The sequence below is a fragment of the Moorena producens 3L genome (assembly GCF_000211815.1).
Classification (GTDB): Bacteria; Cyanobacteriota; Cyanobacteriia; order Cyanobacteriales; family Coleofasciculaceae; genus Moorena; species Moorena producens.
The window spans coordinates 206,970-224,550 of record NZ_GL890825.1; the positions used below are offsets into that span (position 1 = coordinate 206,970).

The 17,581-nt window shown below is 40.7% G+C and carries 14 protein-coding genes; 1 reads left to right on the forward strand and 13 read right to left on the reverse strand.

All coding sequences use genetic code 11. The features are described 5' to 3' along the window. Window positions 1–325 precede the first annotated feature (325 nt). The 6 genes from LYNGBM3L_RS03700 to LYNGBM3L_RS03725 form a co-directional block, all read right to left on the reverse strand. Entirely contained in the window at window positions 326–832 is a 507-nt protein-coding gene (locus tag LYNGBM3L_RS03700; RefSeq protein ID WP_008179261.1) for a KdsC family phosphatase, read from the reverse strand. Continuing rightward, window positions 829–1,671 carry a 3-deoxy-8-phosphooctulonate synthase gene (gene kdsA, locus LYNGBM3L_RS03705; RefSeq protein WP_008179263.1) on the reverse strand — a complete coding sequence of 281 codons (843 nt, stop codon included), beginning with the start codon at window positions 1,669–1,671 and terminating at the stop codon, window positions 829–831. Before kdsA ends, LYNGBM3L_RS03700 begins: the two co-directional genes overlap by 4 nt. 301 nt (window positions 1,672–1,972) lie before the next feature. Next, on the reverse strand, window positions 1,973–2,845 hold the full coding sequence (locus tag LYNGBM3L_RS03710) for a hypothetical protein (protein ID WP_008179264.1): 873 nt from the start codon (window positions 2,843–2,845) through the stop codon (window positions 1,973–1,975). A 356-nt stretch (window positions 2,846–3,201) separates the two neighbouring features. Then, window positions 3,202–4,275, reverse strand: coding sequence for a hypothetical protein (locus tag LYNGBM3L_RS03715; RefSeq protein ID WP_008179265.1), 1,074 nt, complete (start codon window positions 4,273–4,275; stop codon window positions 3,202–3,204). Between the two features lie 38 nt (window positions 4,276–4,313). Continuing rightward, window positions 4,314–5,735 carry an MBOAT family O-acyltransferase gene (locus LYNGBM3L_RS03720; RefSeq protein WP_008179266.1) on the reverse strand — a complete coding sequence of 474 codons (1,422 nt, stop codon included), beginning with the start codon at window positions 5,733–5,735 and terminating at the stop codon, window positions 4,314–4,316. A 225-nt stretch (window positions 5,736–5,960) separates the two neighbouring features. Beyond that, window positions 5,961–6,977, reverse strand: a complete 1,017-nt coding sequence (locus LYNGBM3L_RS03725) for a glycosyltransferase family 2 protein (RefSeq protein ID WP_008179267.1) — start codon at window positions 6,975–6,977, stop codon at window positions 5,961–5,963. A 66-nt stretch (window positions 6,978–7,043) separates the two neighbouring features. Between LYNGBM3L_RS03725 and LYNGBM3L_RS48350 the strand changes: the two genes are divergently transcribed. Then, a complete protein-coding gene (locus LYNGBM3L_RS48350) occupies window positions 7,044–7,178 on the forward strand; it encodes a hypothetical protein (protein ID WP_267871981.1) in 135 nt (44 codons plus the stop codon). A 107-nt stretch (window positions 7,179–7,285) separates the two neighbouring features. Here LYNGBM3L_RS48350 and LYNGBM3L_RS03730 read toward each other — a convergent pair whose 3' ends face one another. The 7 genes from LYNGBM3L_RS03730 to LYNGBM3L_RS03760 all read right to left on the reverse strand — a co-directional run bounded on the left by LYNGBM3L_RS03730 (window position 7,286) and on the right by LYNGBM3L_RS03760 (window position 17,576). Then, window positions 7,286–7,927 carry a TVP38/TMEM64 family protein gene (locus tag LYNGBM3L_RS03730; protein ID WP_008179269.1) on the reverse strand — a complete coding sequence of 214 codons (642 nt, stop codon included), beginning with the start codon at window positions 7,925–7,927 and terminating at the stop codon, window positions 7,286–7,288. A gap of 136 nt (window positions 7,928–8,063) precedes the next feature. Beyond that, entirely contained in the window at window positions 8,064–9,056 is a 993-nt protein-coding gene (locus LYNGBM3L_RS03735) for a glycosyltransferase family 2 protein (RefSeq protein ID WP_008179271.1), read from the reverse strand. 129 nt (window positions 9,057–9,185) lie between these two features. Next, entirely contained in the window at window positions 9,186–10,748 is a 1,563-nt protein-coding gene (locus LYNGBM3L_RS03740) for a glycosyltransferase family 39 protein (protein WP_008179272.1), read from the reverse strand. Between the two features lie 146 nt (window positions 10,749–10,894). After that, window positions 10,895–11,833, reverse strand: a complete 939-nt coding sequence (locus LYNGBM3L_RS03745) for a class I SAM-dependent methyltransferase (RefSeq protein WP_008179273.1) — start codon at window positions 11,831–11,833, stop codon at window positions 10,895–10,897. Between the two features lie 101 nt (window positions 11,834–11,934). Continuing rightward, window positions 11,935–13,578, reverse strand: coding sequence for a glycosyltransferase family protein (locus LYNGBM3L_RS03750; protein ID WP_008179274.1), 1,644 nt, complete (start codon window positions 13,576–13,578; stop codon window positions 11,935–11,937). A gap of 69 nt (window positions 13,579–13,647) precedes the next feature. Further along, window positions 13,648–14,382: a 3-deoxy-manno-octulosonate cytidylyltransferase gene (kdsB, locus tag LYNGBM3L_RS03755; RefSeq protein ID WP_008179275.1), complete on the reverse strand. Its 735-nt coding sequence runs from the start codon at window positions 14,380–14,382 to the stop codon at window positions 13,648–13,650. A gap of 425 nt (window positions 14,383–14,807) precedes the next feature. Then, window positions 14,808–17,576, reverse strand: coding sequence for a carbohydrate-binding protein (locus LYNGBM3L_RS03760; RefSeq protein WP_008179276.1), 2,769 nt, complete (start codon window positions 17,574–17,576; stop codon window positions 14,808–14,810). Between the last annotated feature and the right edge of the window lie 5 nt (window positions 17,577–17,581).

Genomic DNA, 17,581 nt, shown 5'->3' on the forward strand with positions numbered 1-17,581 from the left:
CCGAGACTTCTACTTGAGAAGCATTGCCTACTAACCCTTTCAGAAGTTATTTTTTGAATCGGGATAGTATTCTATACTTCCAGTGGGCATAAACTGAGCTTTTGGTTCAGCTGTAGAGTTTAAGTTCTAAGCTGCAGGGGCGTAAGCATTCAGCTATCAGCTATCAGGTATCAGCTCTCAGCTCTCAGCTCTCAGCTCTCAGCTTTTAAATAAAACAAGTAAGCATTGGTTTAATCTCTGTTACGTCAGCCATTCGCGAATGGCTGACCGCTGACCGCTGACCGCTGACTGCTGATAGCTTGTAGCTTATAGCTAAATGCTTACCTTAAACCTGTACTTTCATCAAGAGCTCACATATTTCTCGAACCCCTCCTTGCCCACCTGCTAATCTGGTAACATACACAGCACAGTCTCGGTTTTCTGGCATCGCATCAGCAACAGTTAAGGGACATCCTACAGCTTCCAGAACTGGTAAATCAATGATATCATCACCAACATAGGCGACTTGGGAAAGAGATAAACTCAACTGTTCACAGAGTTCTTTGAGGACAGCTAACTTATCTTCAACCGCAAAAAAACTGTACTTGATTCCTAGCTTTTGGACTCGATGTCGGGTTGCCCTACAACTGCTATTGGTAATAACAGCTACCTCAATTCCAGTCTGTTGCAGTAGCTTGATTCCCATGCCATCCTTGACATTAAACTTTCTGAGTTCTTCACCGCTTTCTGTGTAGTAAAGTCCGCCATCGGTCATGACCCCATCCACATCTAGGGCTAGCAGTTTGACCTGGGATAAACGTGCTTGTAATTCAGCTTCAGGGATTTTGTTCATGGCAAATTTACCCCAGTTGTAGTGTCCAAACCCGCACGAACATTCAGAATTCCCTTTAGCACATTTTCCAGTTCGGCCAAGGGTACCATATTCGGACCATCACTAGGGGCGATGTCAGGATTTTCATGAATTTCCATGAACAGAGCATCAATCCCAACCGCAGCCGCAGCTCTGGCCAAATAGGGAACAAAGTGTCGCTGTCCACCAGACTTATCTCCCTTTCCTCCTGGCATCTGGACGCTATGAGTGGCATCAAAAACCACAGGATAACCTAACTCGCGCATCTGAGGGAGGGAGCGAAAGTCTACCACTAGGGTATTGTAACCAAAACTAGTACCCCGCTCAGTGAGTAAAATATTCTTGGCTCCCCCAGCTTCCAGTTTGCTGACCACATGCTTCATATCCCAAGGGGCAAGAAACTGACCTTTTTTGACGTTAATTGCCTTACCTGTAGCAGCCGCAGCGATTAGTAAGTCAGTTTGGCGACACAGAAAAGCTGGGATTTGCAGGACATCGACTACTTCAGCAACAGTTGCAGCTTGGTGACTTCCGTGGATATCGGTAAGCACTGGCACACCCACCTTCTGTTTGACCTTCTGGAGAATTTCTAGACCTCTGTCTAGAGTTTGTCCCCGAAAGGAGTTTATTGAAGTTCGATTGGCTTTGTCAAAGGAAGACTTGAAGATCAAAGGAATATTCAAGCGATCGCATACTTTGCGGATCTCCTCTGCCATTTTTAAGGTAAAGTCTTCCGATTCAATGACACAGGGACCACCAATCAGGGTGAGTGGGCAGCGATCGCCAATAGAGAGGGTATCAGTGATTTGGGTATTATTCATGAGTTTTAGGACTGTTGGTTTCTCAAGACAGAAGCTTGGAGGTTTATATTATCAATAATTTATCTCATGTCCAGTAACAGTTGTAGGGTATTATCGGTTGAATTAAAAATATCACAATTATTGTAATATAAAGGTTACAAGATGTATGTGATATTTTTTTATCTAGAAAAACGCTATAGATATGATTGATATTAATAAGTATATATAGCGCTTTTCAATTTGGTGAGGTACAGAGTCCCTGGAGGGAACAGGGAACAGGGAAAAAATCCTGTGTACCTCATTAGGATATAAACCGCTATATCTAATTAATAATCTTGGTCAATCCTGCTTTCATTTTTCGATAAAATTGATTATATAAAATCAGTTTTTTATCCCCACGATAAAACTCATTTATGTACTTTTTAGCATGACCTTTAAAATGGATAGAATTAAATTTTATTTCCTTTCCATACTCCACATGTCTACAAAATGGATGACTATCTATCCAATAAATTTTTTTCATTCCATTACACATTTCAAATCCGTCTGAAATATTTACATTAGCATCATAGACGGAATCATTAATAATATCAGATGTCAAGCCAATTTTATCAGCATTTCTCTGATAGTACTGATTCAGTAAAGTCATATCACATATACCACCCCTGGTCTCACCATTATTCCGCTTCTCTGCCAATAATGATCTTAGGATTTCTAGGGTTGATGAAGTTGTGTAGAAATGCATTAAAAGTTCACAAAAGTCTTCTAATCCCTTAAGTTTAATAAACGAGTTGTGTCCAGACCCTTTTTTAGATAAAGTAAAATCAAAAGCTTCAAATTTTACTTGCTCTTCTGAAAGGTTAGTATAAATCATCAAATCAGAATCTATATGGACACATTTTTTTAATTTATTTTTTATCATAAAATCTTTGAGAATTAACCATCTCTGAAAACAAAATAACTCATAACTATAATTATTCCGACTCAGGTGATTATCCCCATACACATCTTCAAATTTTTTAGCACTACTATAATAATCTTTAATATTTTCATGATTCACGAAATTAATCCACTGGTTACTCTCATCTCCAATTAAAAAAATGTCCGATTTAGGATTAGTTTGTTTAGCTTGAGCTAAACTATAGAGTAAGTGAAGAGAATTTCCCCGGTGAAGAGTGATGATAGGTATAGACACAAATGTATCCTCCAAGATAAAAATGTTATATTATCTGAATAATTACACTATAATTACAATTTTTTTATAGACTAGTTTGGGAGTTATGACCAAAAAATAATGTCAATAGCGATCGGCATTCTCTATTGCTAGCTTGCCTATTGCCTCTTGCCTATTGCTAGCTTGCCTATTGCCTCTTGCCTATTGCTATAGCAGTCGCCAGGGCAGTTAGGACATGACAAAAGTCTCAAACCTAAGTAAGCGCAAGAGTTTGACTTCTGACTTCTGACTTCTGACTTCTGACTTCTGCTATAGCTTGCCTATTGCCTCTTGCCTGCCCGTAGCGCTATAAATTTAATTGTGTCCGACTATTTAAATTACTCAACAACGTTTATCTGATCATGATTACTTGTTGTGGTTTGCGACTGTAAGGACAGAATTTCTGACACAAGTTCATTAGTGTAGACCTTGGCAGCAGAGTAAACCAGATGATCGGCATTTTCCATCTGCTCCTTGGGAAAGGTCATTGGCTCTCGGAAAATGTAGTGTACTCGTTCACTCTTGGCAGCATAGGCACCGAGAGTTTCTTGAAGTTGATTAAAATAGGCTTGAAAATCCTCATGCTCATAAAGACCTTCATACATTGGGCTGTTGGCTAAGTAAACATTAAAACCATACTCTTCCGCCAGTGCCACTATTCGTTCCAAAGCTTGACGGTTGTAGGGCGAAAGATTAAATTGATTGTTTCTGGCAAAATTGATATGCGACTCCTTCTGTGCTTCTACATAACTAGGGTTGGGTTTTTCCCAAACCATGAACCCATCTTCTTCTATATTGTAGCTTCTGACTTCCTTGAACGTATCCAGAGGAAACCTGAACCATAACGAAAGACTCTTGTTTTCAGAATAGAGGGGAAAATATCGCTCGATAAATAAAATACCCGGACCGCGTAAACGAATCTTTAGTGGTGGTTCAAGCTCCTGCCAGTATCCCCAACTCAAAGGAACTCTCGCTAGTAACGGAAAGTTAATTCCGCGATGCCAAACATCGTAGACATGCACGATCAGAACATTTTTTGGAGCTCCAGATTGCTGTATATATTTTTCTAGCATCCAGGCATCGTTGAGGCTCAACATGTTGCCGATAGTGCAGAGATTGATTGAGGTAACATCGAGTCTCTCGTTGAGAATACTTGGAACTACCCCCTGGTTACAACTGGAATCTCCTAGGATGAGCCAGTCAACAGGTTGCTTCAAGCCCAGTAACATTTCCCATTTTTCCTTGACCAACCAATAGCCTCGATTAGGTCGATGGTCATTCAGATACCATTTAGCTGCAAAATTGCACAAAATAACAAGTATCAGAGTTCCCAATAGAGATAGCAAGACTCCTCGACGGTTGGCTGAGCCAATAATTTCTTCTGGTAGCTGTTGATTGGCGCGTTGTGCCATGTTTTTCCTTAACTCTTTACTCTCGTCATTAATCAAAATCAGAATTGGAAGTAGATGAATTCTCCAGATGTGCGAACACCGAAAACACAAATCCAGATAATCAAGAAACTGTAGACCGGAACCCGACACCAATAGTTTAGCTTTGTTAGGATAAGCAGGTCACGGGTCACATACTGATAGATCTGAACCATGACCAATGGCAAGCAGAAAAACACTAAGTCATATCCCAAGAGTAAACTCTGATCTGATCTACCCACCCCCACTCTGGTAAGCATGTAATAGATTTGATCGGCTGAACTGGAACGGAAGATTACCCAGCCAATGTTAGTCAGGATAAACATCAACAACATTTTGCCCAAGATCCTTAGATAGGAATACTTACCGCTCCAAGGATCTTGATGTTCTGGATTCTTATCAAAGATGCGGTAGATGATCAGAATCAGCCCGTGAAATGCACCCCAGATCACAAAGTTCCAGGCAGCTCCATGCCAAAGACCGCCCAGAAGCATTGTTAAAAACAAGTTACGGTAGGTGTTTAAACTACCCTGGCGGTTACCACCTAAGGGAATATAAAGATAATCTCGTAACCAAGTAGATAGAGAAATATGCCATCGTAACCAAAAATCACTGGGATTGAGAGCAAAATAGGGTAGCTTGAAATTCACCATCAACTCAAAGCCCATCAGCTTGGAAATTCCTCGCGCAATGTCAGAGTAACCAGAGAAATCTCCGTAGATTTGCACGGTAAAAGCCAGAATACCGATCAGGACATCCAACCCCTGATATTGGGTGTAGTTATTGAATATTGGATTGGCGATAGTCGCCATATTATCAGCAATTACTACCTTTTTAAAATACCCCCAAATAATTAGTAATATCCCCGCATTAATTTGTTCTATATTGAGATTACGTGGTAATATGATTTGGGGTATTAGCGTAGTTGCTCGTTCGATCGGGCCTGCCACCAACTGGGGAAAAAAGGAAACAAAAAGTGCAAAATCCAGGAAATTACTAATCGGCTTCAACTTTCCTCGGTAGATGTCGATGGTGTAACTCATCGTTTGGAAAGTGTAGAAAGAAATCCCTACAGGCAGCAGGATAGTTAAGGTAACCCAGTCAACCTGAAGTCCAACAAGTTTAAGCAAACTGCTGAAACTTTCTGCGAAAAAGTTAAAATATTTGAAGAAACCCAGTAGGGAAAGATTAAAAATTAAAGAGATACACAGGAGTAGTTTTCGTTTTCGCTCTTCTTTGATGTCTTGGAGCTGTTTTCCTACTGTAAAATCAACAACCGTGGAGAGAGCTAGGAGCGAGAGAAACCGCCAATCCCACCATCCGTAGAACACATAGCTAGCAATCAGCAGCAGAATGTTCTGGGCTTTATAGTTCCTATTTAAAAACAGGTAAAGCGTGTAGACAATGATGAAGAAAAGGACAAAAATAAATGAGTTAAATAACATCTTGGAGTTTCCTAAATTTGTTCATGGTCCTCTCATTCTGATCGGTACTCCAGCTTGTAGGGTGGGCAAAAAAAGTTGGCTTCTTTTGAGTATTCTAGATTAGATGATTTTGCCCACTCTACTTTAATTGATAGTTTTAATTGATATTTTTTTTACAGGCAAGTCCCTTTGTTCACGGTTTTATCATTCGGAGCGGTACTCCAGGTTTAACTGAACTCCACTGATTTAGGCAGTGGTATTGGTCTTGGATTGAGGGAGTCTATATAACCTCAGTGCAAATCGTTGGATCTTGTTCCTTAGCCAAAGTAATTTTATCCTGACTAGGGATAGGAATCCGCCTCTGCTGATAAAGTGGATGTAAATAGACAAAAATCTGGAAAGCTTATTCAAGACAAGAAGCTCAGATTTATCAATAATAGATTCGTAGATGTTAAATTCTTGTTCATTCGGTTTCGGAATTGTCCTAAATTCGATATGGGCCTGTTCATATAGGTTACTTGGATAGCTCATCTTTTCGGCTAAGAATCCTAACAAGTGATCTACAGCCTGTTTATATTTATCTAGGTATTCCGGCGTTCTTTTTTGCTTCTGCCCATAGTGATTGTTGTTACCATGGGCTCTATACCTTACCAGAGGTTTGGCTAGATAAAATTTTCTAGCTCCTACTATTGAAGCTCCGAAAACTAAGCAGTCATCTGCACGAATGCGCCAATCTTCTTGCTGGGGAAGCGGTAGGAACTTCTCGAGTACATGTCTACGCATCGAAACTGTCGAAGTTCGATGACCTACCCATGCTTTTTTATAGAGAGTGGCGATTCTGGAATAGCCCAAATCTCTTGTATTGTTGTAGCAACTGGCGATTCGTTTTTCATTCCCAAATACCTCAGCGCTACAAAACAGAAAATCACACTCTGGGTGCTCTTGGTAAAATTTTACTACTTCTGCAATGTAATTTTCTTTATAAAGGTCATCGGCATCAAGAAAACAGATAATCTCTCCACAAGAAGCAATAAATCCCGCATTAAAACTTGAAAGCTGCCCCTCATTTTTATTTTTCAATACCAGCTTGACTTTTTCGTGATCTGAAAATTTTTCTTTTAAGATTTTGGCAGATTTATCTGTTGATTTATCATCGACAACAATAATCTCATCTACGGGAAATGATTGTTGGAGCACACTATCGATAGCATCACTAACATAATGCTGATAGTTATAGTTGTTAATTAAAACCGATAGTTTCATATTTTTTTAAATGTATAAAAAAATTATTGTTAAATAATCTGACATAATATAGCGTTTATCATAGCTATGAGGTACACATTATTTTTTACCTATTGCCTATTGCCTATTGCCTATTGCCTATTGCCTATTGCCTATTGCCTATTGCCTATTGCCTATTGCCTATTGCCTATTGCCTATTGCCTATTGCCTATTGCCTATTAGCTGCTCCCTGCTCCCTAAAACCCAGAGATTTGTACCTCATGGGTATGAGATTTGCTATATACAGGTACCATCAATTAAAGCTAGAGCTGTCAACCAAATTTTTAAGATTAGGTTCGGTGACTTCGGTACCAGGTAGCTCCCATGACTAAAACTCCTGTCAACCCTAATGCTGCAATCAGTGGCAGTATGTCTCCTGTTCTCAGTGCCTTTAAACCAGAGCTACCTATTAACACAAAAGGGAAAACACCCGGAATGATGCCTAGAACCGTACCCAGAAAATAGTCCTTGAAGCTAACTGAGGTGAGACCAGCAGCAAAATTGACTAAACCATAGGGAATGATTGGCAGTAGTCGAATCGCAAATATGTATAACACCCCTCCGCGATCCACTTCAGTGTCCATCGCCCGCCAACTTTTAGCTAGCTTCTCAACCACTAGCTTACGCCCGACAGTGCGGGTATAAGCGAAGGATACCACTGCGGCAATTACCGCAGCAACACTAGTCCAGAGTGTACCTAACCACGGACCAAAGATGGCTCCTCCAGTTAAATTAAGTGCTGTTGAAGGGAGTATTAACACAGTCGCTACAACATAAAAGATGATATAGATCACTGGTGCCCAGATCCCAGCCTGTCTCAGCCAAGACTGAAGTTGCTCTGGCTCAATGCCTCCAAGTAAATGCATCACTAAAGCAGTTGCAAAGAGACAAACAAATGTGAGCAAGACAACAAACCGCTTATAGTTGAGCATCAAATAACGCTCCTACTTATCCAATCAGTCATTACATTTATCTCCGGTAAAAAGTTATTTTTATCTACCGTAATAGTAAATTTAACAGTTAATTTTATCATAGATAAAACCGTAATCATACCATATTTTTTTTATATTATTTTTTTGAGGAAATCCAATTATCATTTAGTGAATATTTTTTTGGTAAACCGTAGAGTTCACGAACTAGATAAATCGGTCTTTGTTTCGATTCTTCAAAGATGCGACCAATGTATTCACCAATTATACCTAGTGTCAGCAATTGCACTCCTCCTAAAAAAAGTATGACTACCATTAATGAGGCGTAGCCAGGAAGATCAATCCCAAACAGTAACGTACGAACTATTAGGAAAGCAGCATAGAGGAATCCAGCTATAGAAAGGATGAGACCGACATAACTCCAAACCTTTAAAGGCAGGAGACTAAATGATGTAATACCATCAATGGCAAAATTCCAAAGTCGCCAATAGTTCCACTTAGTGATTCCATCATAACGTGGAGGGCGATCGTAGAGTATAGAAGTTTGCTTAAAACCAACCCAAGCAAATATCCCTTTCATAAAACGGGTTCGTTCTGGCATTTGCTTGACAGCATCAACTACACGCCGATCAAGCAAACGAAAATCTCCAGTATTGGAGGGAATTTGCACATGGCTTATTTGACCAATAACTCGGTAGAAAAAATTGGCAGTAAAACGCTTAGCCCAAGTGTCTCCCTGACGAGAACGGCGTGTTGCATAAACAACATCGTAGCCCTCACGCCATTTGTTAATCATCTCCCCCATCATTTCAGGCGGATCTTGGAGATCTGCATCAATTGGTATAATGGCTGCACCACTAGCAAAATCGATACCAGCACTTAGAGCAGCCTCTTTACCAAAATTACGAGATAGATTGATAACCTTAATTACAGGATTTGAGTAATGGTGCTGGAGCAATAACTTTAGCGTGTTATCCTTGCTGCCATCGTTGATACAAACAATCTCATAGTTGATGTTGAGATTGTCTAGCCCTATCGTAAGGCGTTCAAACAGGTAATCAATGTTGGACTCTTCATTATAAAGAGGAATCACAACGGAAATTTCGATATCGTCTTCTGAGTTAGAGAACATAACAAGCAACCTATAATCGCCATTGTATAACAATACAATTATCGTTTATTTTGTTGACCTATCACATAAATAACGGATATATATTAAATATATTTTATAAAAAAAATATCAATATTATTGGAAATTATTTTATTTTTGTAATAAAAAAAATTGTTTGTTATAGGCATAATTTATCCTATATTTTTGCTCAATTTTATGCTTAAATGATTCTGGCGTCTTATATAAAAAAACATCCTGGAATTCCTCAGGAATAGTAGGTTGGTTAGGCTCGATAACTAGCTGAAGTTTGACCTTGGGATCTAGTAAATGACTCAATGCCATGATGTCACCAAAGCTACCACCGCCATTTTTGGAGGCTTCACCGCTAACTACTAATGGCATATCTGCTCGATTAATAATCTCCGCGATTTTTTGATTATCACTGCGACTAGGTCTCACTGATTGAATAGCACCAGACAAAACTCCTGCTGCCATGAGAGTTATGGTAATTATTCGCAAATGCTTCCGCTGCAAAAATTTTATTTTCGTGGAAGTGAACTGAGTAGAAAGAAAGTAAGCAACGGCGAGTTGGCATCCTAAGTAAGACGGAACGAAATAACGAGCGTTAGTTGAACGTATTCCACCAGACACTAAATCTGGAAGAGCTAGACTCAGTGAAATTGGTATGATTAAGGTGACAACAAATAGCCATATTTGCTTGGGGGTGTGTCGGCACAGAACATAAATTGAGTACCCCACTAGAATTGCCATAGCAAAGGCTAGCAAAGTTTTCAGAGATCCTGGAAGCCAAAATTTGGTTTGAAAAAAGACGGATTGAAGATTGAAAATCCAACTTTGTACTAAAGTGTTTACCGGCAGTGACATATCCATCCAGGCTGTTACTTCCTTTAGTTTGTCCAGATGGGTCAAAATCACCAGAAGCCAGGGCGAGAACGCCACAACTGAAACAAATGATGTTAATAAGTAAGCAACAGCTTTCTGACTTAGCCGAAATCCCTCATTGACAGCCACGTAAATTCCATGACCAAATAAGACAAAGACAGAAAATACAGCAGAATAGAGCGATAGTATTGTAGTTACTGTATAAATCACCCATGCAGATTTTGTTCCTAACCTCATTGCCCGCAGCAGTGACACGCTCATTAGTAAAGTCGTAACTGCCCACAAACTGTACTCCCGTATTTCTTGTGAATAGTACACATGGAAAGGAGAGATAGCTACTAATCCCATCGCTATCCATGCTGTCAAATAGGACTTAAAAAGTTCCAGACAAAGCCAGTAGATACAAGGGAGTGCCAACAGGCTGATTAAGACAGGTAAGCTTCTGTTTATGGTTACCGAATCACCTAACCAATGAAACCAAAACCGTGCTATTAAAAAGTAGATAGGCGGGTGATGTTGATCCTCTGTCACCAGCCCATTGATAGTGTCAAAAAATGTTTTTTCATAATTAACACTTTGATACTGTCGTAGTTCTTCAACTCCAATTATGTGACCCGTAAATACTTGTTGAATTACCTCCGGTACCGTATAACCAGAAATTCTTAGTAAGGTGTAACTCTCATCATGCCAATAAGCTCTTGTTTCAAGATTACAAAATCTAAAAAATACTCCTAATATCAATAAAAATATAATCAGTAATTTTAACCAATTTGGTGGAATTATCAACCTGGATTTGATGATTTTATTCATATAATATATCTCATCATATATTATTTATTTTTAATAAAAATTATTTGATATTTTTTATATTATAGTATCCTTATGACCTAGATTTAACTGTGGTTTATGTTATACCTATATACAGGTATACAGGTATAAAAATACTTTATTAAAACCTATTTACCTATACATTTTTTGATAAATTGCTTGACAGCATTCTGGTAATTTCGCCTGATAGCCTTGAAATAGCCTGCTCTGATGGTTTTGTCTTTGATCAGATCCATAAACTTGAGAAGTTTAGTTATAAATGATACATTATTGTTTAATCTTAAAAATTCCATGGGTTTCCCCCCCATTTTGCGATCATACCAAGACAACAACATGCCTTGCTTTAGAAACATAAATGGTGTCAGCCCATCATATTTAGCATTTGCTGCTAGATGGGTAGGTAGATTAGGATTCACCTTTCTAAATGCCTCGGTGATCAGTGCAATGCCATTTGGTTTTAGCATGGAGTGTATATCTCCAATAGCAGCAAATGGATCACTCAGATGCTCTAGCACTTCAAAGGATAAGACTACGTCATATTTACTAGATAGACATTGGTTGTAATCACTTATAAGAGTTATAGATTCATCTAATAAACCATAATTAGCAAACCGTTTTGTAGTAAAGTCGAAGGTTTTGCTACCTGGGAAATCAAAATAATTAACATTGAAGCCATTTTTAACTAAAGAAATAGAATCATTACCGCTACCGTCACCTAGCATGAGAATTTTGATTTGCTTAGGATCTAATCCCCACTTTTCAGTGTATAAGCTGATTCGGTTTAGTGCTGACTCAGTCCATTTTTGTCGAGCAGGGTTTATCCAGAAAACAAGGGTTTCAAAGATAAATCCGTAGCTCTCGCGGTAGAGTTGCTCCATATGTTCGTCATAGTGGTGGGGTGTTACCTGGAAGACAGGTATATCCTGTAGGACATTCCAGCCCAGATTCATACCTTCCATCCATACTCTGTGTCTAACTTCTTGCTCCGATAAATCTGTAAATTTAGTAATTTCATTAACGATATCGTCAAAGGATAAAGGAATATGTGATGCTATGTCTAATTTCATGATTACTAGATTTTTTTACTGACGGTTTCAACTAAATTTTTTATTATTTAAATAATACTTTTATATCTAACTAATTCAGGATTGAATTAGTTTTTAATTAATCATGAATTTCTGATTAACGTCTTTGTCCAGTTCACTAATGGCAGGGAGGACAATCCCTGACTTACCTTCGCCTTAAGACTCAGCTTGGGTACAAACAGTTTTGGTGTAGACTTTACTAAGTGAGCTTGAGAAGGTCTAGTCAGTTTTTGGTAAACCAAACAGGCTCCTACTCCTAACTGATGGTGGGAATTAGCTGCACAAATTCTGATCGGTAATAAACCAGACCATCTTGCTAGTATGCTTAACATTACTTTTGTGAAAATTGTAGCTTTTCCTACCACTAATAAAAATCCCGATTCAGGGAGTTGTGGTTCAATCTCTACCAGAAGCTCCTTGATAGATAGCAGCTTATCCGGCAAATCCACCATTACCATCTGAAATTGTTTGCCCCCTGTCAGCTCTAAAGGCAGACTTTGTAGCTGAACCTGGTCTTTAACCTCAACCTTGGAGCACCAAGTTTTGACATCTGCTAAAGCTTCTGTAGTATTAGCATAAGTAATATCTAACCGTGGCAAGTCTGCTAAATCTGACAGTAGCTCTTTATTTCTACCTTTCCAGTAGAGAAGTTTGATTTGAGAGTTAAGCCGATGGATTTCTTGAATCAGCTCGTAAATTTTTAAACGAATGACAAATTTTTTTTCGTCTATCGGCTGATTAATGTGCAGCACCCGTGTGTCATGTTCTAAACGGAAAGGCGGCTCAATCTCACCCTGTAAGATGTAGCGGTATAACTTTTGCTGTATTGCTTGTTGACTGTAGCAATCTATCAGCTTTTGATGACCTGCTATAGCAATTTTTTCTGCTTGCTCAGGATGCTTTAGATAAAACTCAATCTTATCCAGCAGCTCATTTTCACTATCATAGCACTCTAGGTGAACCCCTTCTTCAAATAGAGAAAATAAACCTGACTGAGGACTGAGACGGTCTGTTAGTAGTAAACCTCCTGCCATGAGTACTTCAAAAATCCGGCGATTTGTATCTCCATTTAAACCACAATTCAATACTATCCGGGACTTACTGTAGTCCTCTAAGGATTCAACATATGGTTTGCGACTGATATCAATTTTGACGCCATTATCCTGCAGGAACTTTAGTAGGTTGCTGCGGTAGACGTGCAGTGATGACTGAGAACCTCGGAAAATAATATCGTAGGATTTGGCTTCCTTCTTCTGAGGAACATAGTGCTCAATGACAGGAGTTCCTGGTAACCAGAAGACATTTTTCAGACCTGCTTCCACAAAGAAATGTAAATGTTGAACCCCCTGATAGACCCAATGGTAATCACAGTCAAAGCTTTGGCAGTATCTAATCATGCCACTTAGAGACTCATCACCCCAGTGAAAAGTATCCCCAATTTTCATGACTTTTGGACATGTTAATTTATCAAGTCCTCGCGGCATGAAGTGCATATTCCTGGCAGACATCTGCACTAGATCAGGATAGAAATCACTGGGTAATTTATCTAAAATAATATCAATAGAGAATTCTCCCATTGGGACGGGAATAGCTTTACCTGCCTTTACAGCCTCTGGCGGTGGATTAGGGCAAGCAGTTAATAGTTGAGGGTCATTTTCTCTTAATCGATTCAGATTGAACTGAGAAATTGATACAGGACCAGAAATAATACGTAGTTCCTTAATCATTAAGGTAGTGCCACAAATTGAGAGGTTGTCATAGAATCAGCTACTTTTTGAGCCAAAGCCTTTAGAGTGCTATGCAGTTGGTGCCATAATCAAGGCTTGAGCCTGCACTAAATCCTCAGGGGTATTAATCTCCAAAACTGCCCTTTCAGTAAGACACACCCGAATGGCAAATCCATGTTCCAGTACTCGCAACTGCTCTAAGCCTTCACACTCCTCTAGGAGTGTGGGTGACAGTTGAGCATATTTGCTCAGGAAATCTCGCTCAAAAGCATAGAGTCCGAGATGGTGAAATACAGGTGCATCTCCAGAATTACGGAAGTAAGGAATGGGAGCGCGGGAAAAGTAGAGGGCGTGACTTTTGCGATCGCATACGACCTTGACTGAGTTAGGGTCTTGATAGTTTGTTGCCATATCCAGAGGACAAGCAAGAGTCGTCATTGCAGGAAACTCCCCTTTGAGATAGGGACTTACCAGCTGGGTCAGCATCTGAGCAGTAACAAAAGGTTGGTCTCCTTGGACATTGGCTATTGCCGTCATTTCCGGATAACGTTGAGCTACTTCTGCAACCCGGTCAGTACCAGTAGCATGGTCTGAGCTAGTCATTTCTACCTCTCCCCCAAACTTCCCCACACAATCCGCAACTAATTCAGAGTCAGTGGCAACTACCACCTTAGTGAAATCAGGACAACGTTTAGCTGCTTCATAAACCCTCTGCACCATTGGGCGATCGCCAATCATTGCCAAGGGTTTGCCAGGAAAACGAGTTGAATCATAGCGAGCAGGAATAACGGCAAGAATATTCATAAACTAAGTTACCTAACGGGTGATATAATGACTGTTATTAAATTTATCAGTAGCTTTTTTTAACTCTCGTAAAGACGAGAAATAACTGGAGTATTGCCACAGGTTTGGGCGTAAAATAAATTATCGAAAAATATACTTTATAGCTTTCAAATCTACCAATATCTCTTACCCAAAACAAAGACTTGATTATGATTCCGAGACCGCAGTTGCTGATTATGGGTATGATTTCGCCCCCCTAACCCCCCAATACTGGGGGGAAGGAAACTCTCAAAGTCCCGCGCCGCCAAATACTGGGGAGAATTAGCGGATGCTTCGATTTTTTACAGATGGGGATTTAGGAGGCAGTAGCCAAATAATACAAATAAATTCATACTTAAATTCAGCAACGCCTTATGATCTATTTGTAAATGCTATAGCTAAGTCTACTAAACCAGGGTGAAAGCATCAGACGTGATAGTTGTTGCTTGCACCCGATTTAGTAAAGCTAACTGTTCACCACCATTGATAATCCAGGTATCATTGGTATTGGAACCAGTACCTTGAGTGATTGTCAGCTGCTCCCACCTTAAACCACCAGATAGTGCCAGCCAATCTTCACCAACTACAAAATCAGTAATGGTCTTAGTTCCCTCTCCTGGGGCTAAGACAAATATGTCGTCACTAGCACCTCCAGTTAGTAGGTCATTACCACCACCACCATTAATGATATTGACATCTCCATCACCTATTAAAATATCGTCATAAGGTGAGCCAATCATGTTTTCAATATCATTAAGAGTATCTTCACCACTATTAGTATTCAGAATGCTGTTGTACCAAACATCAGCAACCTTTCCATAACCTTCTACATTGGGGTGAACACCATCTGGCAAATCACTGGGCACTAAGGCACTGTAAACATCGACAAAAGTTACGTTTTTGTCTTCCTCGACCTTGTCACTGACAATATCGGGTATAGATAAATTAAAATCTATGCCCTGCTGTTGTTGTGCTGGAGTTGGAATAAAATCACTGTCCGGTTGCTCTGGATTTGTACCAAGTGGTGGGATTGAGCTTACCAAAAGCTCTGTATTTGGTAACTGATTAGTAATCTGATCAATCAGATTACTAAGCCGTAATGGTGCATTGCTAACATCGTCACCTTTGAGTATGTCATTGGTGCCGATCATTAACAGCACCATATCTGGCTGATAAGTGTTTAACCAACCATTAACATTATTGGCAATATCACGAATTCTCCATCCCCCAAATCCCGCATTGTCTTTATCAAAGCCATCGGGTCCAGTAGACCGGGGGCCAACAAAATCTATGTTGAAACTATCATCGACTAATAAATTCCACAAATCATCACGGTAAGCTGCTGTATCTCCCCAATCCCGACCAGGCAAGCCGAAGGTGTTGGAATCACCTAGGGGCATAATCTTAAACGGCGTGTCAGGTGAAGTGGCAAATTTGTGAGTGACGATATCAGTTTCCAGGTTGGCAATGATAGAGCCGTTTGCCTGAACATAAGTTATAGTATCAATTCCGTTGCCCCCATTAAACGTGTTGTTACCTGTACCACCATTAATTACGTTGCCGAAGTTGACAGTTGGTGGGTCTAGTTCAGGCTCAGCCTCAGGAGTTGGGGTCACAGATGGTGAGACCGGAATCAAATCAAGGTAGTTGATGTTGAAGCCCCCACTCAGTACATCCAGGCGCAATTGATGAGTCCCGGCACTGAGGCTGAGCACTTGGGAAGACTCGATCGTCTGCCAAGTTCTCCAGCCACCAGTGTTGCCCAAATTCACACTGGCCTGTTCTCCGTCTAGACTGACTTGGAAGCTATGATTGCCATTGAGTGCAGAAGCCACACGAGCTTCGAGTTGATAAGTCCCGGAACTGGGAATGGTGACCTCATAGGTCAGCCATTCTCCTGACTCAATCCAACCCACCAGCGGCGTGCCATCTACATCGCCGCTGTAAGAAATATCCACATCCTCAAAGCGATACTCTCCACCATTATTGCCAGGGTCAAGATCGTAATAAGCTACCCCTTGACCACCAGTATTGTAGTCTTCTGCTTCGATGCGAACAGTAGAGCCGCTTGCCTGAACATCAGTTATAGTATCAATTCCGTTGCCCTGATTAGAGGTGTTGTTATCTGTACCACCATTATTGCCGTTGCCGACCTCAGGAGTTGGGGTCACAGATGGTGAGACCGGAATCAAATCAATGTAGTTGATGTTGAAGCCCCCACTCAGTACATCCAGGCGCAATTGATGAGTCCCGGCACTGAGGCTGAGCACTTGGGAAGACTCGATCGTCTGCCAAGTTCTCCAGCCACCAGTGTTGCCCAAATTCACACTGGCCTGTTCTCCGTCTAGACTGACTTGGAAGCTATGATTGCCATTGAGTGCAGAAGCCACACGAGCTTCGAGTTGATAAGTCCCGGAACTGGGAATGGTGACCTCATAGGTCAGCCATTCTCCTGACTCAATCCAACCCACCAGCGGCGTGCCATCTACATCGCCGCTATAAGAAATATCCACATCCTCAAAGCGATACTCTCCACCATTATTGCCAGGGTCAAGATCGTAATAAGCTACCCCTTGACCACCAGTATTGTAGTCTTCTGCTTCGATGCGAACAGTAGAGCCGCTTGCCTGAACATCAGTTATAGTATCAATTCCGTTGCCCTGATTAGAGGTGTTGTTATCTGTACCACCATTATTGCCGTTGCCGACCTCAGGAGTTGGGGTCACAGATGGTGAGACCGGAATCAAATCAATGTAGTTGATGTTGAAGCCCCCACTCAGTACATCCAGGCGCAATTGATGAGTCCCGGCACTGAGGCTGAGCACTTGGGAAGACTCGATCGTCTGCCAAGTTCTCCAGCCACCAGTGTTGCCCAAATTCACACTGGCCTGTTCTCCGTCTAGACTGACTTGGAAGCTATGATTGCCATTGAGTGCAGAAGCCACACGAGCTTCGAGTTGATAAGTCCCGGAACTGGGAATGGTGACCTCATAGTTCAGCCATTCTCCTGACTCAATCCAACCCACCAGCGGTGTGCCATCTACATCGCCGCTGTAAGAAATATCCACATCCTCAAAGCGATACTCTCCACCATTGTTGCCAGGGTCAAGATCGTAATAAGCTACCCCTTGACCACCAGTATTGTAGTCTTCTGCTTCGATGCGAACAGAGTTCATAACCT